The sequence below is a fragment of the Pigmentiphaga sp. MLSB6-MA01 genome (assembly GCF_058793475.1).
The window spans coordinates 196,125-214,262 of sequence record NZ_JBXAFV010000011.1; the positions used below are offsets into that span (position 1 = coordinate 196,125).

Sequence of the window (18,138 nt, forward strand, 5' to 3'; positions counted from 1 at the left end):
AGCACAAACTTCTTAATAGCGGATCCAGTCCGCGAATTGTTCCGGCACATACGGCTTGACCGCCCGCACGCCCTCTTCCGCGTAGGGAGACAGGACGGCTCCGGTCCACCACGGTTCCTTGGGCAAGGGCGTGAATCCCGCCGCCACCACCAGGACCATCACGATGACCACACCCCGCACCAGGCCGAACATGGCGCCCAGGCCACGATCCGCCAGCGACAGGCCGGTGGCCTTGAGCACCAGCCCCAGCGCCACGTTGACCAGCCCCACCGCCAGCAGCACGGCGATGAACACGCCCGCATAGGCCACGATTGCACGCAGGCCTGGCGTCTCGATGTAGGCCGCCAGCCATTCGTAGGCCAACGGCCCGTAGCGGACCGCCACCGCGAAAGCGGCGACATAGGCGATCAGCGACAGGACCTCCTTCACCAGGCCGCGAAACAGACCGATCACCACCGAGGCGCCCAGGATCAGCAGGACGCCATAGTCGAAATTGGTCACAGCGGCACGATGGAACTACTGAAACCGGCCGAACTGACACGCGCCCGGGCGGCATCGGCCGCCTCGCGCGAGGCGAAGGGACCGACCCTGACGCGGAACACATCGCCCTTGCCGGTCTTCACACGCTCGGTGAAACTCTTGATGCCCGCGGCGCTGAGCCGGTCGCGCATGTCATTGGCGCGATCTTCGGTGGAAAACGCCGCGATCTGCACCGCGAAGCTGCCCTTGCTGTCGGGCTTGGACGCCGCCGGGGCCGAAGCGCCGCCTTCAAGCAGGGCACGCGCCCGGGCCGCTTCGGCGCGCGCGGCATCCTCGCGGGATGTATCGCTGGGCGCCGGCCTGGCCGGAGGCGGCGCGGGCCTGGCGGGCTCGGGCGGAGCCGGCGGCGGCTTCACTGGTTCGGGCTTGGGCGGCTCGGCCCGGGTAACCGGAGGTGTCGCGGGCTCGGGCCTGGCCGGCGGCGTGGCCGGCGCTTCGCTTGCGGGCGGCGTGGCCGGCGCCTCGACCGCCGGCGGCCTGGCCACCGGCTCGGGCGCTGCCAGGCTGCGATCGGGAATCTGGATGGGGATGTCGTCCGGCAGCATGGGCGGCTCGGAATCGAGCACCATGGGCAACACGACGACCGCGGCCAGGACCAGGGCAATGGCGCCTACCAGGCGGCGCCTGGCGCGGCGGCGCGCTTCCTGGGCGGGATCCTGCGATTCGGCCCCGGCTGCATAGCCGGCGCGACTGGATTTGGCCGTGGCCGTGGCGTCCTTCTTCTTGCGCTCGAGCAATCCCATTGATACGTCCGGCTGAAACAGGCGGCAGGGTCCTGCGCCGCCCCCTGCGGGGGCCCCGGCTCAGTCCGCGCGGGCGGGCCTGGCCGTACGCATCGACGCCAACACGCCTGCCACGGTAAGGAAAGATCCGAAGACCAGGATTCTATCACCCTCGCCCATCCTTTCCCGCGCCGCCGCAAAGGCTGCCGCGGGGTCGGCACAGGCCTGGACCGAGGAATCCTTGTCTTCCCTGGCGCCCCGCGCGCGCAGGCGCGCGGCCAGTTCCTCGCCGCTCAATCCGCGGGGTCCCGGCAGGCCGGCGCAATACCAGTGGTCGATACGGTCGCCCAGCCTGGCGATGACACCATCGATGTCCTTGTCGTTCAGCATCCCGAACACCGCGTAGGTGTAGGGATAGAAACCCATGTTGTCGAGGTTGTCGGCCAGCACGGCGGCGGCGTGGGGATTGTGCGCGACGTCCAGGATCACCGTCGGCTGCCCGGGCAGGATCTGGAAGCGGCCCGGCAACTGCACCTGCAACAGCCCCAGGCGCACCGCCTGCTGCGGAACGGGCAGCCGGTCGCGCAGGGCCTCGAGCGCGGCCAGCGCCGCCGAGGCGTTCAGCAACTGATTGGCGCCCCGCAGCGCCGGATAGGCCAGCGCGTTGCGGCGCTGGCTGCGGCCGCCGTAGTTCCACTGCTGCTTGTCGCCCGCGTAGTTGTAGTCCCGCCCGAAGCGCCAGAGATCGGCCCCGATGCTTTCGGCGTAGTCCACCAGCGATTGGGGCGGCATGGGGTCGGCGCAGATGGCGGGCTTGCCGGGGCGGTAGATGTGGGCCTTCTCCCAACCGATCTTCTCGCGATCGTCGCCCAGCCACTCGACGTGGTCCAGGTCCACGCTGGTCACGATGGCGCAGTCCGCGTCGACGATGTTGACCGCGTCCAGGCGGCCGCCCAGCCCCACTTCCAGGATGACCGCGTCCAGCCCCGCCTGGGCGAACAACCGCAGGATGGCGAGCGTGGTCAGTTCGAAATAGGTCAGCGAGGTCTCGCCTCGGGCCGCGTCCACCGCGGCGAACTGTTCGGCCAGCGCGGCATCGCTGGCGGGCTCGCCGTTCACGCGCGCCCGTTCGTTGAAGTCCAGCAGGTGCGGCGAAGTGTAGAGCCCGACCTTGTAGCCGGCGCTCAACAACATGGCTTCTAGCATGGCGCAGGTGGAGCCCTTGCCGTTGGTGCCTCCCACCACGATGGTGACCGCGCCCAGGTCGAGCCCCAGGCGCCCGGCCACCTCGCGCACGCGGTCCAGGCCCATGTCTATCGGCCGGCTGTGGATGGATTCGAGATAGGCCAGCCATTGCGCCAGGGGGCTGTGGGCGTCGGGACGGGGAACGGAAGCGGAAAACGGCATGGATACGACCGGCAGGACAAGAGAATGGCTAGGGTCTGTTGATACCAGCAAGCGCCTCGCACAGGCCCTAGGGAAACGGAAGCTTTCAGCGGCGGTTCGGCCACGCGGTCAGGATATCGTAGCCGTCATCGGTCACGGCCACCATGTGCTCCCACTGGGCGGACCACGAGCCGTCCACCGTCACCACGGTCCAGTCGTCGTCCAGCACCTGCACCTCCTGGCGCCCGGCGTTGAGCATGGGCTCGATGGTGAACACCATGCCTTTCTTCAAGCGCAGGCCGCTGTTGGGCCGGCCGTAGTGCAGCACCTGCGGCGCCTCGTGGTACTTGCGGCCGATGCCGTGCCCGCAGAAATCGCGCACCACCGAGAACCCGGCGTCCTCGGCGTGGCTCTGGATGGCCGCGCCCACGTCGCCCAGGGTCGCGCCCGGCCGCACCGCGGCAATGCCGCGCAGCATGCTTTCCAGCGTGACGTCGACCAGGCGCTCGGCCTCCCGCGACGGCTTGCCGGCGTAGAACATCCGGCTCGTGTCGCCATGCCAGCCGTCCCGGATCACCGTGACGTCGATGTTGATGATGTCGCCGTCGCGCAGCACGTCCTCGGGCTTGGGAATGCCGTGGCAGACCACGCCGTTGATGGACGTGCACAGCGTCTTGGGAAAGCCGTGGTAGCCGACGTTGGCCGGAATGGCCTTCTGGACCTGGGTGATGTATTCGTAGCAGCGGCGGTCGAGCTCTTCGGTCGAGACGCCGGGCTGGACATACTCGCCTATCATCTCCAGGACCTCGGCCGCCATGCCGCCCGCCACGCGCATCGCTTCGATTTCTTGCGGGGACTTCAGGGTGATTGCCATGCGGGGAACTCCGTGTTTGCCCGATTTTAGCGCCGACCGTCGGCGCTCTCCTCCGCGTCCTCGCCAAGGGCGGAGCGCGGCGCGCGGACCGGCGACGCCTGGACCGTCCAACGGTCCAGCGCGCGCATCGCCGCGCGCGGCCGGACGAGCGGATCGTGGACGCCGCCATAGCGGGCCTGCATGTCCATCCTCGCCGCCGAGGCGGCGCCGCGCGCCTGCGCGGCGTGCGCGGCCGCCCAGCGGCGATCCACGCCCAGGGCCAGGGCATGCGGCAGATAGCGTTCGTAGCGCGCCAGCGCGCCGTCGGCATCGGCCGGCGCCGTGGCGGGCGGATGGCCCAGAAAGCGCCGGAAACCGTCTATCCTGGCACGCAGCGCGCGCCCCTGCGCGGTATAGCCGCGCAGGCCGAGGAAGCCCGCGCACACCACGGCCAGCGAGACCAGCGGCGCCAGCGCGATCGACAACAGCGCGACCGACTCCACGTGGGTGGCCAGCACCGCGAGCCCGCCGGCCAGGCACAGCAGCGCCAGCACGCTCAGCACCGCGCGGCTGGCCAGGCTGGTCGCCCCCGCCCGCCACTGCGCATAGACCGCGAACCAGGCCGGCACCGCGGGCAGCGGCAACAGGATGCCCCAGGCGCCCCACGACAGCGGGCTGCCTTCGCGGATGATGGCGAGCCCGACCAGGGCCACCGTCATGACGGTCCAGATGTAGGCCCCCTTGCGCGCACGGTCGCCGTAGGACACGAACAGCGAGCGCGCATAGGCCTCGTCCAGCCATTCGCGCTGGCCGCCCTGCGCCTCGTCGTAGCAGCGCCGGTACAACCCGTCCAGGCGCAGCAGCGTGCGGCCGCCCGCGAAGAAGCGCCCCAGCATGCCGTTCAACAGCGGGTCGTGGCGGCCGTCGCCGCCGGTCTGGTTGGGCAGGCGTTCGAGATAGCGTCCGTCGGCGCGCTCCAGCACCCGCACCGAGCGCCGGGACAGCAACTCCATCATGCCGGACAGGAAGACCCAGCGGTCGTAGCCCTTGCGATAGACGTAGCGCAGCGCGGGCGCGGACAAGCCCTCCGGCGGCTCGGTCTGCGGCGCCTTCTCGCGCCTGCCGAGCCCGCGCGCCTGCGCGCCTGCGATCAGGTAGTACAACAACAGCAGCCCGACGCCCACGCTCGCGACCCAGAATTCGGCATGGTCCTGCACGCCATACCACCAGGCCTTGAGCGGCCCGGGCCGCCGCACCTCGCCCGCCGGCCATCCCAGTTCGATCGCCATGTTCTCGCCCGGCGCCAGCACGCGGGAGGAAACGAACACCACGCGCCCGGCCTCTTTTTCCTGCACCCGCCCCGGCGCGTCCGCGCCCTCGCCCGCCACCGCGGCCTGCCGGACCGGCTCCTCCGACGGCAGCACGACACGCACGCGCACCCGATCGATGGGCAGGGACCAATCCCGGCCCGTCACATCCCAGGCGAGCCTGTCCTCGCCGCCGGCCGCCTGCAGTTGCCGGGTGACCCGATAAACCAATGTGTATTGATATTCGCCGGGACGGAACACCACGTCCGGCCGGCCGGTGGAGATTCTCACCCCATCCCGCAGGCGCACCGAGGCAAAGGGCTCGGCCCGGCCGTCGCGCCGCACCGAAACGACGTCCAGCCCGGCCGCCGACCGGCTGCCGTCGGCGCGCCGGTACAGGCGCGCGAAATCACGCTGGAGGCCGTGCTTGATCTGCCTGCCTTCGGAGCGCACACGCAGGTTCTCGGTCACCAGGAGGTCGCCGCTGCGCTCGACCTTGATGTCGCTGAAGAATTCGAGGATGCGTTCGTCCGCGCGCGCCGGCCCGGCCAGAAGCAACAACCAGCACGCGGCCAGCAGCCAGCGTCTCATGCCCGGCCCCGTCACTGGCCGGATCGAGGATGCAGCCCTCGCGGCGCCGAGCCACAGGCCGGCCCGGCAGCGGCCCTTGCACGAAAAATGACGACTTGGGCCGCCTCGGCCCGGGAATGCAATCCGCTCTCAGACATGACACCAGCCTTGTTTTGGCAGGACTGTACCATCGACCGCCCGTGCGGACGCCCGAGCCCGTCTCAAGTTGTTTCCCCGTCACAGCACCGCTGTCCGGCGACTTTCCCGCCGCCGCGCGCGGTGCGTTTTTCCCCATTGACATTCCCTGGCCGTCTCAATAAAATTTTTGAACTTGTTGTTCATATTTGTACATTCAGCACGGCACAGGAGAAGTCCCATGGCATCGCCCCTCATCGGCATCAGCGGCGCAGGCATAGGCGGGCTGGCAGCGGCGATCGCCCTGCGCAAGCTCGGCCTGGAATCGGTGGTTTTCGAACAGGCGTCCAAGTTCGCGCGCGTCGGCGCCGACATCAACCTCACCCCCAACGCCGTGCTGGCGCTGGACGGACTGGGCGTGGGCGACGAACTGCGCAAGACCGCCGCCCGCCCCACGCACCGCATCAGCCGCACCTGGGACACGGGCGAGGAAACCTCGCGCCTGGAAATGTCGCAGGCCGCCGAAACGCGCTACGGCGCGCCTCAGCTGACCATGCACCGGGCCGATCTGCTGGCCGCGCTGGAACAGGCCGTGCCCGCCGCCACCATCCACCTCGGCAAGCGCACGGTAGGCATAGACGAAGGCGCGGACGGCATCACCGTGCGCTTCGAAGACGGCACGTCCCGGCGGGTGGACGTGCTGATCGGCGCCGACGGCATCCACTCCACGGTCCGCAAGCATCTGCTGGGCGACGAATATCCCGACTTCACCGGCGTGGTGGCCTACCGCGCCGTGGTGCCGGCCTCGCGCCTGGAAGGCGTGCCCAACCTGGATGCCTTCACCAAATGGTGGGGCCCCAACCCCGAGACACAGATCGTCACCTTCCCGCTCAATCTGGGCCGCGACATCTTCATCTTCGCGACCACGCCCCAGGACAGCTGGCGCCACGAGTCGTGGACCATGCCGGGCAGCGTCGAGGAACTGCGCGCCTCCTACGCCGACTTCCATCCCGAGGCGCGCGCGCTGCTCGCGGCCTGCGACGAAGTGCTGAAGTCCGCGCTGTACGTGCGCGACCCGCTGCCCTCTTGGTCGCGCGGGAACGTCACGCTGCTGGGCGATGCCTGCCACCCGATGATGCCTTTCATGGCCCAGGGCGCGGGCATGGCGATCGAAGACGCCGTGGTCCTGGCCCGCTACCTCGCCGACACGCCCGAGGCGCCCGCCCAGGCCCTCAAGCGCTATGAAGCCGCGCGCCACGATCGCACCGCCCGCATCCAGATCGGCTCGCGCGGCAACAACTGGCTCAAGGAAGGCGGCAATGCCGACTGGGTGTACGAATACAATGCCTGGACCGTGCCCCTGGCCTGATCTTCCATGTCATTTTCCGCAGCCCCCCTGGACAGCGACGAATCCGCCGGCAAGCCCGGCGCCCTGGTTTCGCCGGTGGTCAGGGCATTCCGGCTGCTGCGCTATGTCGTCGACGGCGGCAGCACGTCCAACCTGAGCGAAGTCGGCCGGACCATAGACGTCAACCGCGTCACGGTCATGCGGCTGATCGCCACGCTGGAACACGAGGGCGTGCTGGAGTCCCTGCCCCAGGGCGGGCACCGGATCGGGCTCCCGTTCCTGAAGCTGGCCACCGCCGCCACCGCGGCCAACGACATGCTGGACCTGGGCCGCCGGGTGCTGGCCGACGTGCGCCGCCAGTTGAACGTCTCCGCCTACCTGGCCGCGCTGGACGGCGGCCACGTCGTCTACCTGCTGCGTGACATGCCCGAGGCCGGCCTGATCAGCAGCGTGCGCGTCGGCAGCCGCGTCGCGGCCCACCTGACCACGCCGGGCCGCATGCTGCTGGCCTGGCAGCCGCCGGCCACCCTCGATGCGCTGCTGGACGCCGACCCCGCCGCGGCGGCCCAGGCCGGCCAGCTGCGCGCCCAGTCGGCGACCGACCGCGAACACGGCTGCGCCTGGAGCTTCTCGGGTTTCGAACAAGGTATCAACTCGTGCGCCGCGCCCGTATTCGGCGCGCTGGGCGACGCCGTCGCGGCCATCAGCGTGGCGGGGCCGGAAACGGCATTCGGCGCCGATGCCGATTCCCGCTCGCGCACGGAACAGGTCATTCTCCAGGCCGCGCGCGACCTGTCATCGCTGCTCGGCAGCCGCGGCTACCCGCCGGCCGGCTGACGCGGTCAGCGGCCGGATGCGTCGGCCGCGCCGGATTCCCCATCCGGCAGGACGCTCAACAGATTCGTTCCCGTTCGCGACAGGTGCTGCCGCAGGATGTCGCACGCCAGTTCGGCGTTGCGCCCCAGGGCGGCCTGATAGATCGCCTCGTGTTCCGCCGGCACATTGCGGTCGGGCGAATTGCTGGCCAGGAAAAGACGGCGATACCGGTCGCTCAGATCGTGCAGCGTATTGCAGAAGCGCAGCAGCAGCGGCATGCCACAGGCCGAAAACAAGGTGATGTGGAACGTCCGGTGCGCTTTCTCCCAGGCCGGCAGTCTGTCGCCGCTGCGGTCCACCGCTTCGAGCCTGCTCAGCCGGTGGTAGGCCGCCACCAGGGCATCCTCCCAGTGTTCGTCGCCGCGCCGGATGGACTCGCCCAGGGCCATCACCTCCAGGTTCATCCGCAAGGCCGTGACCTCCCGGAAATCGTCCGCCGAGACCGGCGCCACCCGGTAACCCTTCTTGTCGTTCGTCACGATCAGCCCATCGGACACCAGGCGCATCAGGGCTTCGCGCAGCGGGCTCAGGCTGACGTCGTACTGCTCGCGCAATTCGTCCAGCCTGAGCTTGCTGCCGGGCAACAGCGTGCCGCCAAGAATCGAACCCCGCAGGGCCTCGACCAGGGTGGTGGACAGCGTGGGGCCGCTTGCGGAAGGCGTATCGGTCAGTGTGGTCATGCGTGGAACCCGGATTGAAAGCGCGTGCGCGCAACGCGCATTCTAGCGGCTTCCGCCCTGCTTCGCGAAAATTATCGATCAAAACAAAAAATTGAATATTTAAAAAATAATCGATTACTATATTTAAATCGATCAAGGAGATTTCATGACGACGCGTTCGCGCCCCGATCCTGCTTTCGTCCAGCAGACCTTCGGCCCCTATGCCGACCCCCTTGCCACCAAGGAAGACCGCGCCGCCAGCTACCGCCAGATGGCGGGATTCCTGCCCCCCCGGGTCGAGGCCCGGCTCGATGTGACCGGCGCGCTGGATCCGCTCATGGTCGAATTGCAGGAGAAAGTCCGCGCCCACGCGCTGGAAACCGCCCACTTCGACGACAAGCAGGTGCAGTTGCTGATCTTCGCCATGCTGGTGGCCGAGCTGAGCGATGCCGCCATCATCCATGGCGTGGCCGCCCGCCGCGCCGGCGCGAGCTGGCAGGAAATGCAGGCCGTGGTGAACCTGGCCTTCGTCTTCCGGGGCGTCTCGGCCGCCAACCGCGGCGCCGAGATGCTGATACGCATCGCCGAACGCGAGCGCGAACTGGCCGCCCAGGCCTGAACGCAAGGAGCCCGCCATGCAAGCCTGCCCAGGCCCGGACCGCCCTACGCGCGCGCCCGCCTTCGCCGTTCCCCGCGGCGCCTGCGACTGCCACGCCCACATCTTCGGGCCGCAAGACCGCTTCCCGTTCTCGCCCCACCGCAGCTACACGCCGGAAGACTGCACCACGGACGAATACCGCGACATGCTGGCCACGCTGGGCTTCGACCGCGGCGTGCTGGTCCAGGGCGGCGCCCACGGCACCGACAATGCCGCGATGCTGGACGCCATGGAGCGGCTGGGCCCCCGCATCAAAGGCATCGCCGTGCTGCCGCCCGGCACCCCGCTGCGCGAGCGCGAAGCGCTGCATGCCAAGGGCGTGCGGGGCTTTCGCATGTCGACCGTCGTATCGGGCGGCGTAGGCTTCGATCAACTGGAAGCGCTGGCCGCCGAAGCCGAGGAAATGGGCTGGCACCTGTTGCTGCATTTCCACCGTTCCGAGGAACTGGTCGCCGTCGCCGACCGCCTGCGCCGGCTGCGCTGCCATTACGTGCTGGATCACCTGGCGCGCATCCGCGCGGACGAGGGAATGGATTCGCCAGCCTTCGCGACGGTGATGTCGCTGCTGGACACCGGTCACTGCTGGATCAAGCTGGCCAGCCTGTATCGCTTGTCCAGCGAACCCTATCCGCACGCCGACATGCTGCCCATGATCCACCACGTGGTGGCCGCGCGGCCCGACCGCATGATCTGGGGCAGCAACTGGCCCCATCCCATCCACACCGGTCCCATGCCCAACGACGGCGACCTGGTGGACCTCATCCCGCTCTGGGTGCCCGACGCCGGGCACCGGCACCGGATGCTGGTCGACAACCCGCAGGCGCTGTACGGCTTCGAGCCGCCGCTTCGGCAGGCGTGACCCTCGCCCCTTCCCCACCATAAAGATCCAGGAGACACCCCATGCCCTTGAACCCGCGCTTTCTTCTGGCCTCGGCCATGCTGGCCGCCGGCGCGTCCGCCCATGCCGGCTACCCCGAGAAGCCCATCACCTTCGTCGTGCCCTTTCCCCCGGGCGGCACCACGGACATCATCGCCCGGTCGCTGGCCGCCCGCCTTGGCGCGGAGCTCAAGCAGACCGTGGTGGTCGAGAACCGCCCGGGCGCGGGCGGCAATATCGGCGCGCAGGCGGTCGCCCGCGCCCAGCCCGACGGCTACACGCTGCTGCTGTCCACCGCCGGGCCGCTCAGCATCAACCAGCACCTGTACAAGAACCCCGGCTACGATCCGGCATCCAGTTTCGCGCCGGTCGCCCTGGTGGCCGCGGTGCCCATCATGCTGGTGGCCAATCCGTCCGCGCCGTTCAAGACCGTTGCCGAACTCGTGGACTATGCGCGCAAGCATCCGGGCAAGTTGTCATATGGCTCGCAGGGCAATGGCACCACCAGCCATCTCACGATGGAGCTGTTGAAGACCCAGGCCGGCATCGGCATCCAGCACATTCCCTATCGCGGCAGCGCGCCGGCGGCGACCGACCTGATGGGGGGCGTGGTGCAGGTGATGTTCGACAACTCCCCCAGCACGCTGCCCTTCGTCAAGGGCGGCAAGATGCGGGCGCTGGGCGTGGCTTCGCCCAAGCGCGTGAAGGGCATGGAAGACATTCCCGCGGTGGCCGAGACCCTGCCGGGCTTCACCTCCGAGGCCTGGTTCGGCCTGGTGGCCCCGGCCGCCACGCCGGCCGCCACGGTGGACATCCTGAACAAGGCCGTCAACAAGATCCTGTCCAGCGCCGAATACAAGCAGGAACTGGCCACCTCGGGCACCGAACCGTTGGGCGGCACGCCGGCGGATTTCGCCAAATACCGCAGCGCCGAAGCCGCGAAGTGGGGGGAAATCGTACGCGCCGCGGATATCCGCCTGGATTGATCCGGCGGGCGCGGGCTCTAGCCATGAATCGGCATTCATGATGGCTAAGGGGGGTGTCGAGCAGGAGTTGGGTTCTTGAGCCGTCCTTGACCGGTGGGGCGGGGCGGCCCGCGGTGGGGCGCCCCGCCCCACCGGTCAAGAACTACGGCAGCTATCAGTGACGGACGCAGGTCCAGGTCCGGCGAAAGTTCTTTATCTCATTCAAGAAAACGACCGCACTGAAGCTCTTGGATCTATGTGACTAGCGGTGCAGGTCTTGTCCGGGGCCAGGACACGAATGCCGAACTAACGCTCGTCGCCCAGGAACAGCGCGCGCACCTGGTCCGCAGTCGCCAGCCTGCGCCCCAGCGCGCCGGCGACCTCGGCCACCTGGCGCACCAGCGCGGCATTGTCGGGCGCGATCGAACCGTCGCGCAGGTACAGGTTGTTCTCGAAGCCCACGCGCGCATGCCCGCCCAGCGCGGCCGCCGCCCCGGCGCAGGCGTGCTCGTGCCGGCCGAAGGCGCACATGGCCCAGGGATAGGCATGATCGTGGACGGCCAGGAAAGGCAGCAGGTCGGACGGCGACGAAGTCTGGCCCGCGCTGTAGCGGCCCAGCACGAACAACAGGAACCACGGCGCATCGGGCACCACGCCCTGGCGGCGATAGGCCTGCCAGCGCTCGACGTCGCCGGTGTCGTACAGGATGACCTGGGTCATCACCCTTTCCCGGGCCAGCCAGGAAAACAGCGAGGCGACGCGGGCGTCGGCCTGCGGGCCCAGGGCGATCTCGCGCAGCCCCACCGACACGGCCTCGGGCTTGACCGCCATCACCGACGCGACCTGCTCGTCGGGCGCATACACGCCCGCGGCTTCCGTGGTGATCTGCACCACCAGTTCGTTGCCCACCGCCTGCCGCACCGCGCGCGTGGCGGCCAGGTAGGCGTCGGGCTCCAGGCTGTGCGACTGGTCGGCCTTGCGCACGTGCATGTGCAGCATGGACGCCCCGGCGTCCAGGCACAGCTTGGCGGTCTCGGCCAATTGGCCGGGCGTGACCGGCACCGCGGCGTGGTCGGCGATTTTCTTGTAGGCGCCGTTGGGCGCCACGGTAACGATCAGCGGGGCATCCAGGCTGGATGAAGCGGGAGCGGGCATGTTCATCGTTGCTTCCCTCAGGCGCCGACCGGCTCGCGCATGGTGACGAACTCCTCGGCCGCCGTCGGGTGCAGTCCTATGGTCTGGTCGAACTGCCGCTTGGTGGCGCCGCATTTCATGGCGATGGCCAGGCCCTGGATGATTTCGGGACCGTCGGGCCCCACCATGTGGCAGCCCACCACCCGGTCGCTCGCATCGTCCACGACCAGTTTCATCATGGTCTGCTCGTCGCGTCCCGACAGCGTGTTCTTCATCGGGCGGAACCGCGAGCGATAGACGCGGATGCTGCCGTAGCGCTTGCGGGCGTCCTCTTCGGACAGGCCGACCGTGGCCACCGGCGGCTGGCTGAACACCGCCGCGGGCACGTTCTCGGCATCGGCCTGCATGGGATTGTTGTTGTAGAGCGTCTCGGCCAGGGCCCGCCCTTCGGCGATCGCCCAGGGCGTCAGATTCAGGCGGTCGGTCACGTCGCCCACGGCATAGATGCCGGACACGCTGGTGCGGGACTGTCCGTCGACCTTGATCTCGCCCTGCTCGCCCAGCGCCACGCCGCAGGCCTCCAGCCCGAGCCCTCGGGTGTTGGGCGCGCGGCCCGTGGCCATCATCACCTGGTCGACCACCAGGACCTCGCCGCCGTCGAGTTGCGCGGCGATCCGGCCATCGCGCCGCGCCAACCCCACCACGCGGGTGTGCTGACGGATGACGACGCCGCGCCGCTGCAGTCCCTCGGCCACCGTCTGGCGGATGTCCTGGTCGAATCCCGCCAGCACCTGGTCACGCCGGATCGCCAGGGTCACGCGCGCTCCGGCGCCGCGGAAAATGCCCGCGAATTCCAGCGCGATGTATCCGCCGCCCACGATCAGCACGTCGTCCGGAAGCTTGTCCAGCGACAGCGCCTCGTTGGAGGTGATCGCCAGTTCGATGCCCGGAATGTCGGGCAGCACGGCATGGCCGCCGGTGGCGATCATGATGCGTTCGGCCGTATGGCGCTTGCCGGCGACCTCGACCGTATGCGGGTCCACCATGACGGCGCGGCCCTCGATCAGCGTCACGCCGGCCTGGTCCAGCATCCGGCGGTAGATCCCTTCCAGGCGGTCGATCTCGCGGTTCTTGGCGGCCACCAGCGCGCCCCAGTCCAGGTTCGCGCCCGGGACGGTCCAGCCGTAGCCCGCCGCGTCCTGGAAGGCGTCGGCGAACTGCGACCCGTACATCAGCAGCTTCTTCGGCACGCAGCCGCGTATGACGCAGGTACCGCCCACCCGGTTGTCCTCGCAGATCGCCACGCGCGCCCCGTACGACGCGGCCCGGCGCGAGCCGGCCACGCCGCCCGAACCGGCGCCAATGGTGATAAGGTCGTAGTCGAACGCAGGCATCAGGCAGGTCTCCGCAACAAGAAACGATACGTAGGCCCTGGATCATAACCCGCACGGCCCACGCCGCCGAACCCCATGACCGAACCCAACCGCGACATCTCAGCCCCCACCCTGGACTACTACGAACAGAACGCCGCCGCCTTCTGGGAAGGCACGCGCGGCCACGACGTCGGGCAGAACATCGACGCGCTGCTGCGGCACATCGCCGCGCCCGCGCCCCTGTCCATCCTGGACTTCGGGTGCGGGCCGGGCCGCGACCTGAAGGCCTTGCGCGAACGGGGCCACGAGGCCGTGGGCCTGGACGGCTCGCCATCGTTCGCCGCCATGGCGCGGACGCACAGCGGCTGCGAGGTATGGTGCCAGGACTTCCTGGCGCTCGACCTGCCGGCCCATCGCTTCGACGGCATCTTCGCCAACGCCTCGATGTTCCACATCCCCAGCCAGGACCTTCCACGCGTGCTGGCCGCCCTGCGCGCCACGCTCAAGCCAGGCGGCGTATTGTTCTGCTCCAACCCCCGCGGCAACAACGAAGAAGGCTGGAACCGGGGCCGCTACGGCGTCTACCATGACCTGGAACAGTGGCGCCGATACCTGGACGCCGCCGGCTTCGACGAGCTCGAGCATTACTACCGGCCCGCCGGCCTGCCGCGCGCCCAGCAGCCCTGGCTCGCCACCGTCTGGCGCCGCCGGGCCGCGCCGATGGAGTAGACTCGGCCCCCTTCGCCCTTGCCTTTTCCCCACCGTGACGACCGCCGACGACATCCTGCACTGGAACGATCCCGACCCCCGCGAGGCAGCCTGGCTGTCGGCCGGCGGGCATCCCCCTCCCCGACGCGTCGAGACGGCGGACGACCGCATGCCGGCCGACCAGGCCTATCGCCTGGCCTGCGAAGGCACGGCGCTGCTGTGGCGCGGCGACTTCCAGAACGCCCGCCTGCTGCTGCAGGCCATGGCACGGCGGGTGGACCGCCGGCCGTTCAAGCCCGGCGCCACGGTCACCCAGACCTTCCATCTGTATCGTCAGGCGCAGTTGCAGCGCGCCCGCGTGCTGGGCATGCTGCTGGTGCCCCTGGACGCGGATTTCGGCATCCCGCTGCGGCGCGCGCCCGACGTGAGACAAGCCTGCCAGGAAGCCTATGGCGACATCGGCCGCGCCGCGGTGGTCTCGCTGCGCGAACTGCAAGGCGTGATCGGCGCCCACGAGTGGCGCAAGAAAGGCGTGCCCGTGGCGGCGCTCGGCGCCCGCATCCATCCCCATCACGGGGTCTTTTCGCCGATACGCGGCGAATACGTGGAACTGGTGGCGCGGGCGCCGCTGCCGGGACAGGACACCGCCTTTGACATCGGCACCGGCACCGGCGTGCTGGCCGCCCTGCTGGCGCGGCGCGGCGTGCGCCGGATCGTGGCGACCGACGCCGATCCCCAGGCCCTGGCCTGCGCACGCGAAAACGTCGACCGGCTCGGCCTGGCGGACCGTGTCCGCGTCGAAACGGCCGACCTCTTTCCCAAAGGCCGCGCGCAGCTCATCGTCTGCAATCCCCCCTGGGTACCCGGGCCCGCGCACTCCAGCCTGGACCGGGCGGTCTTCGATCCCGACAGCCGCATGCTGCGCGGCTTCCTGGCCGGATTGGCCAGCCACCTGGCGCCCAAAGGGGAAGGCTGGCTGATCTTGTCGGACCTGGCCGAACACCTGGGCCTGCGCCCCCGGTCCGAACTGCTGGCGCTGATTGAAAACGCCGGCCTGCAGGTAATCGACCGCATCGAGACCCGCCCCCGCCATCCCAAGGCGCAGGACGGAAACGATCCCCTGCACGCGGCCCGGTCCGCCGAGACCACGGTGCTGTGGCGGCTCGCGGCGCGCCCGGCGCAGCCCTGACCTTCACCTCGAGGACTCCCATGATCAAGCACATCGCCATGTGGCGTTTGAAACTCGAAGATGGCGACACCCGCGAATCGGTTTTCGCGGTCATACGCGAAACCATCGCGGCGCAGCGCGGGCGCATTCCGGGCCTGCTCGAATCCGAAGCCGGATTGAACTTCAGCACGTCGAGCAAGGCGCTGGACGTGGTGGTCTACACGGTGTTCACCGACCGCGAGGCGCTGCAGGGCTACCACGCCCATCCGGTCCACATGGAAACGCGCGCCAGGATGGATCGCTATCTCAGCTCGGGCTGCATGGTCGACTACGAAGTCGCCTGATCCCCCCGCCGCGCCTTCGCGCGCGGCGCCCCCTCCTCCATTCAGCCTAGTCCCGGCCCACCGTTTGCCATATTCAGCGGCTTGCGGTTCCTCCCTACCATCCCCTGCATGAACCCCTGGCGCCATCCGGACCGGGGTTCGACACCAGTCCGCGCCGCACGGCCCACCCTCTCTGGTCAGGATGGTCCGCGCGCCGCGCATTCATGCCATGCACCCCCTGGGGGGGAATTAGGGAGCACGACGATGAAACTGTTTTCCAGGAATGGACTGATGGCGCTGCTGGTCGCGGGATTCCTCGCGGGCTGCGGCGGCGACGGCGCGGTCACGCCCAGCGGCGGAGGCGGAGGCGGCACCACCCCGCCGCCACCGCCTCCCGACCCCTATGCCGACAGCACGGCCAAGCCGCCCGCGACGATCACCGACCCGACCATCACGGCAGCCGCGTCCATCGCGGCGAAGACCGACGGCAGCGGCCTGTACGACATCAACGTCGCGGGCTTCGCCGCGCCCACCGCCACGACCCTTTCCGCGCGGCAATTGTCCATGCGCTCCGGTCCGAACAAGTTCGCGGCGACCCGCGCGAACCTGACGCGCGCGGCCGTGCCGGACCTGACCGCCAACGATTTCGTCGTGGTCGAGGGCGGCATCGTCAAGGGCCACACCGTGCGCCGTATCGGCGAAGACTCGACGCGTGCCAAGGCTGACGTGGTGTTCGTGTTCGATACGACGGGCAGCATGAGCGGCGCGCTCACGAGCGTGCAATCTTCCATCATCGACTTCGCCGACTTCCTCGGGAAGAGCGGCCTCGACGTCCAACTGGGCGCGGTCACGTTCGGCGATGCGTTCGACACCAAGGCCACCGGCTCCAGGCGGATCGGCACGGGCAGCACCCAGCCCCCCGCCTTTGACTCCAGCGAACGACAAGTCTTCGCGCCCACCACCGACTTCACCAAGTTCAAGCAGTTCATCAGCGAGGAAACCGCCACCGGCGGCAACAACGAGCCGGAGAATGCGATCGGCGCCTTGCAGTTCGCGTTCGACAACACACCTTGGCGCACCGGTGCCCAGCGGGTGTTGATCGTCATCACCGATGTCGTGTCGCACAACTCGATCAGCTATAGCGAGGACAGCATCAGCGGGCGCTGGATCCCCCCGTCGGCGGCCGACCTGATCGCCAAGCTCAAGGGCAAGGCCGTGGTGCATGTGGTGTCGCCCAAGATCAGCAATCCTGGACAACACACCGACATGAAGGTGTTCGCGGGCACCGAAGGAACGGGCGGCGCCTACTTCGAATGGGACAAGAGAGCGTTCAGCCTGGTCGATCTGCCCATCGCGGAGGTAGCGGCCGGCGGCTACGTCATCACCTATCGCGCCAAGGCCGACGGCAAGCCCAAGACCCTGCGCGTGGTGATCAACGACGGCGCCGGTATCCGAGGCGAAATCCTGCTGCCGGTCGAGTATTGACCCCCCCTGCGCGCTGGCGCGCGCCCCGAATGGTGGGCCCCCAGCCGCTACGCGGCAGCCCCCCAAGGGGGCCGGGACCCGCCTTGGGGCGGCCCGGCGCCGGGTCCCGTGGGGCGCCGCGGGTAGAGGGTGGGCTCTCCCAGTGTTGGGTGCAGTCTTTCGCCGCTCTTTTCGAGCGGCTTTTTCTTTATGACGCCGCGGGGTCCCCGGGGTAGCCCAGGCGATGGGACAGGGTCCGGGCGGCCTGGCGGATGGCGGTGGCGACGGGGCCGGCGGGGTCGGAGTCGAAGCGGGCACTGTTGCCCAGGGCAGTGATGGCCAGCACCATGCGCGAGTCGTAGTCGAAGACCGGCGAGCTGACCGAATCCACACCGGGCAGGACATCGCCGGTGACGCGGCCCAGGTGCAGCGCGCGCACGCCGTGCAGCAACTCGTCCACCTCGCGGACGTTCGACGGGTAGGCCCCCTCGGCGGCCCGCTCCTTCAGCTCTTCCTCGACCAGCGAGGCTGTCAAGGGCGCTTCCATGAAGGCGGCGAACACCCGCCCGGTCGCCGACGACAGCAGCGGCAGGACCGAACCGGGACGCACGTTCACCATCACCGGCCGGGGTGAGTCGCGCCATTGCACGACGGTGGGTCCGCGATTGCCCCACACAGCCGCCAGCACGGTCTCGCCCAGCGCGTTGCTCAGTTCGTCCAGCAGCGGCGTGGCCAGCCGGACGGCGTCCAGCGAAGCCAGGCTGGCCAGGCCGATGCGCAATGCCCCGCGCCCCAGGCTGTAGCGCCCCTGCGCGTCCTGCTCCACATAGCCGCGCTTGACGAAGCTCGCGAGGTAGCGGTGTACCTTGGCCGGGTGCATGTCGGCGGCCTGGGCGATTTCCTTGAGCATCATGGGGCGGATCACGTCCGCGAATGCATCGAGCACCGACAGTCCGGTTTCCAGGGCCTGCACACCGCTGCCGGCGCGTGCCGGTGCCTCGTCCTCGCCTTCGCCCGTTCTTTCCCTGGTGGCCACGCCGCCCTCGCTTGAATTACGCTTAACGTAATCCTA

At 69.1% G+C, this 18,138-nt stretch carries 18 protein-coding genes; 9 read left to right on the top strand and 9 right to left on the bottom strand.

Annotation, left to right across the window (positions count from 1 at the left end; translation table 11 throughout):
* Nucleotides 1-12: 12 nt before the first annotated feature.
* The 5 genes from AC1Q6E_RS18880 to AC1Q6E_RS18900 all read right to left on the bottom strand — a co-directional run bounded on the left by AC1Q6E_RS18880 (nt 13) and on the right by AC1Q6E_RS18900 (nt 5,399).
* Nucleotides 13-501, bottom strand: a complete 489-nt coding sequence (locus AC1Q6E_RS18880; protein WP_296554598.1) for a CvpA family protein — start codon at nt 499-501, stop codon at nt 13-15.
* The gene (locus AC1Q6E_RS18885; RefSeq protein ID WP_152798159.1) at nt 498-1,283 is read right to left on the bottom strand and encodes an SPOR domain-containing protein; all 786 of its coding nucleotides are present in this window, start codon (nt 1,281-1,283) and stop codon (nt 498-500) included. Before AC1Q6E_RS18885 ends, AC1Q6E_RS18880 begins: the two co-directional genes overlap by 4 nt.
* 60 nt (nt 1,284-1,343) lie before the next feature.
* Nucleotides 1,344-2,669 (bottom strand): bifunctional tetrahydrofolate synthase/dihydrofolate synthase, encoded by a 1,326-nt coding sequence (folC, locus tag AC1Q6E_RS18890; RefSeq protein WP_152798160.1) that lies wholly within the window; start codon nt 2,667-2,669, stop codon nt 1,344-1,346.
* Between the two features lie 85 nt (nt 2,670-2,754).
* Complete coding sequence (gene map, locus AC1Q6E_RS18895) at nt 2,755-3,522, bottom strand: type I methionyl aminopeptidase (RefSeq protein WP_152798161.1); 768 nt, start codon at nt 3,520-3,522, stop codon at nt 2,755-2,757.
* A 26-nt stretch (nt 3,523-3,548) separates the two neighbouring features.
* A complete protein-coding gene (locus tag AC1Q6E_RS18900) occupies nt 3,549-5,399 on the bottom strand; it encodes a DUF2207 domain-containing protein (RefSeq protein WP_492573281.1) in 1,851 nt (616 codons plus the stop codon).
* 355 nt (nt 5,400-5,754) lie between these two features.
* On the opposite strand from AC1Q6E_RS18900, the gene AC1Q6E_RS18905 reads away from it, so the two are divergent.
* Together AC1Q6E_RS18905 and AC1Q6E_RS18910 are read left to right on the top strand one after the other, a co-directional pair.
* Nucleotides 5,755-6,882 carry an FAD-dependent monooxygenase gene (locus AC1Q6E_RS18905; protein WP_152798163.1) on the top strand — a complete coding sequence of 376 codons (1,128 nt, stop codon included), beginning with the start codon at nt 5,755-5,757 and terminating at the stop codon, nt 6,880-6,882.
* A 6-nt stretch (nt 6,883-6,888) separates the two neighbouring features.
* Nucleotides 6,889-7,698: an IclR family transcriptional regulator gene (locus tag AC1Q6E_RS18910; RefSeq protein WP_492573282.1), complete on the top strand. Its 810-nt coding sequence runs from the start codon at nt 6,889-6,891 to the stop codon at nt 7,696-7,698.
* Nucleotides 7,699-7,703: 5 nt separating this feature from the next.
* Here AC1Q6E_RS18910 and AC1Q6E_RS18915 read toward each other — a convergent pair whose 3' ends face one another.
* Nucleotides 7,704-8,417, bottom strand: coding sequence for a GntR family transcriptional regulator (locus AC1Q6E_RS18915; protein ID WP_152798165.1), 714 nt, complete (start codon nt 8,415-8,417; stop codon nt 7,704-7,706).
* 145 nt (nt 8,418-8,562) lie between these two features.
* On the opposite strand from AC1Q6E_RS18915, the gene AC1Q6E_RS18920 reads away from it, so the two are divergent.
* The 3 genes from AC1Q6E_RS18920 to AC1Q6E_RS18930 are packed head-to-tail and all read left to right on the top strand — an operon-like array spanning nt 8,563 to nt 10,917.
* On the top strand, nt 8,563-9,015 hold the full coding sequence (locus AC1Q6E_RS18920) for a carboxymuconolactone decarboxylase family protein (RefSeq protein ID WP_492573283.1): 453 nt from the start codon (nt 8,563-8,565) through the stop codon (nt 9,013-9,015).
* A gap of 16 nt (nt 9,016-9,031) precedes the next feature.
* Nucleotides 9,032-9,913 (top strand): amidohydrolase family protein, encoded by an 882-nt coding sequence (locus AC1Q6E_RS18925; RefSeq protein ID WP_492573284.1) that lies wholly within the window; start codon nt 9,032-9,034, stop codon nt 9,911-9,913.
* Nucleotides 9,914-9,954: 41 nt separating this feature from the next.
* A complete protein-coding gene (locus AC1Q6E_RS18930) occupies nt 9,955-10,917 on the top strand; it encodes a tripartite tricarboxylate transporter substrate binding protein (protein WP_152798168.1) in 963 nt (320 codons plus the stop codon).
* A gap of 285 nt (nt 10,918-11,202) precedes the next feature.
* Here the strand turns inward: AC1Q6E_RS18930 and AC1Q6E_RS18935 are convergent, their stop codons facing one another.
* Together AC1Q6E_RS18935 and gor are read right to left on the bottom strand one after the other, a co-directional pair.
* On the bottom strand, nt 11,203-12,057 hold the full coding sequence (locus tag AC1Q6E_RS18935) for a beta-keto acid cleavage family enzyme (protein ID WP_296554582.1): 855 nt from the start codon (nt 12,055-12,057) through the stop codon (nt 11,203-11,205).
* 11 nt (nt 12,058-12,068) lie between these two features.
* Nucleotides 12,069-13,424, bottom strand: coding sequence for a glutathione-disulfide reductase (gene gor / locus AC1Q6E_RS18940; protein WP_492573285.1), 1,356 nt, complete (start codon nt 13,422-13,424; stop codon nt 12,069-12,071).
* A gap of 75 nt (nt 13,425-13,499) precedes the next feature.
* Between gor and AC1Q6E_RS18945 the strand changes: the two genes are divergently transcribed.
* From AC1Q6E_RS18945 to AC1Q6E_RS18960, 4 genes are all read left to right on the top strand, one after another.
* Nucleotides 13,500-14,132 (top strand): class I SAM-dependent DNA methyltransferase, encoded by a 633-nt coding sequence (locus AC1Q6E_RS18945; protein WP_296554580.1) that lies wholly within the window; start codon nt 13,500-13,502, stop codon nt 14,130-14,132.
* Between the two features lie 34 nt (nt 14,133-14,166).
* Complete coding sequence (locus AC1Q6E_RS18950; protein WP_492573286.1) at nt 14,167-15,300, top strand: methyltransferase; 1,134 nt, start codon at nt 14,167-14,169, stop codon at nt 15,298-15,300.
* Between the two features lie 20 nt (nt 15,301-15,320).
* A complete protein-coding gene (locus AC1Q6E_RS18955; protein ID WP_152799571.1) occupies nt 15,321-15,623 on the top strand; it encodes a Dabb family protein in 303 nt (100 codons plus the stop codon).
* A gap of 243 nt (nt 15,624-15,866) precedes the next feature.
* Nucleotides 15,867-17,087 carry a vWA domain-containing protein gene (locus AC1Q6E_RS18960; protein WP_296554579.1) on the top strand — a complete coding sequence of 407 codons (1,221 nt, stop codon included), beginning with the start codon at nt 15,867-15,869 and terminating at the stop codon, nt 17,085-17,087.
* Nucleotides 17,088-17,274: 187 nt separating this feature from the next.
* Here AC1Q6E_RS18960 and AC1Q6E_RS18965 read toward each other — a convergent pair whose 3' ends face one another.
* The gene (locus AC1Q6E_RS18965; RefSeq protein ID WP_296554578.1) at nt 17,275-18,102 is read right to left on the bottom strand and encodes an IclR family transcriptional regulator; all 828 of its coding nucleotides are present in this window, start codon (nt 18,100-18,102) and stop codon (nt 17,275-17,277) included.
* Between the last annotated feature and the right edge of the window lie 36 nt (nt 18,103-18,138).

Bases quoted from the DNA above. Each gene is read 5' to 3' on its own strand.
- AC1Q6E_RS18920 (WP_492573283.1), top strand. From the start codon at position 8,563: ATGACGACGCGTTCGCGCCCCGATCCTGCTTTCGTCCAGCAGACCTTC.
- AC1Q6E_RS18925 (WP_492573284.1), top strand. From the start codon at position 9,032: ATGCAAGCCTGCCCAGGCCCGGACCGCCCTACGCGCGCGCCCGCCTTC.
- AC1Q6E_RS18955 (WP_152799571.1), top strand. From the start codon at position 15,321: ATGATCAAGCACATCGCCATGTGGCGTTTGAAACTCGAAGATGGCGAC.
- AC1Q6E_RS18945 (WP_296554580.1), top strand. From the start codon at position 13,500: ATGACCGAACCCAACCGCGACATCTCAGCCCCCACCCTGGACTACTAC.
- gor (WP_492573285.1), bottom strand. From the start codon at position 13,424: ATGCCTGCGTTCGACTACGACCTTATCACCATTGGCGCCGGTTCGGGC.
- AC1Q6E_RS18885 (WP_152798159.1), bottom strand. From the start codon at position 1,283: ATGGGATTGCTCGAGCGCAAGAAGAAGGACGCCACGGCCACGGCCAAA.
- AC1Q6E_RS18910 (WP_492573282.1), top strand. From the start codon at position 6,889: ATGTCATTTTCCGCAGCCCCCCTGGACAGCGACGAATCCGCCGGCAAG.
- AC1Q6E_RS18930 (WP_152798168.1), top strand. From the start codon at position 9,955: ATGCCCTTGAACCCGCGCTTTCTTCTGGCCTCGGCCATGCTGGCCGCC.
- AC1Q6E_RS18960 (WP_296554579.1), top strand. From the start codon at position 15,867: ATGAAACTGTTTTCCAGGAATGGACTGATGGCGCTGCTGGTCGCGGGA.
- AC1Q6E_RS18905 (WP_152798163.1), top strand. From the start codon at position 5,755: ATGGCATCGCCCCTCATCGGCATCAGCGGCGCAGGCATAGGCGGGCTG.
- AC1Q6E_RS18915 (WP_152798165.1), bottom strand. From the start codon at position 8,417: ATGACCACACTGACCGATACGCCTTCCGCAAGCGGCCCCACGCTGTCC.
- folC (WP_152798160.1), bottom strand. From the start codon at position 2,669: ATGCCGTTTTCCGCTTCCGTTCCCCGTCCCGACGCCCACAGCCCCCTG.
- AC1Q6E_RS18935 (WP_296554582.1), bottom strand. From the start codon at position 12,057: ATGAACATGCCCGCTCCCGCTTCATCCAGCCTGGATGCCCCGCTGATC.
- map (WP_152798161.1), bottom strand. From the start codon at position 3,522: ATGGCAATCACCCTGAAGTCCCCGCAAGAAATCGAAGCGATGCGCGTG.
- AC1Q6E_RS18900 (WP_492573281.1), bottom strand. From the start codon at position 5,399: ATGAGACGCTGGCTGCTGGCCGCGTGCTGGTTGTTGCTTCTGGCCGGG.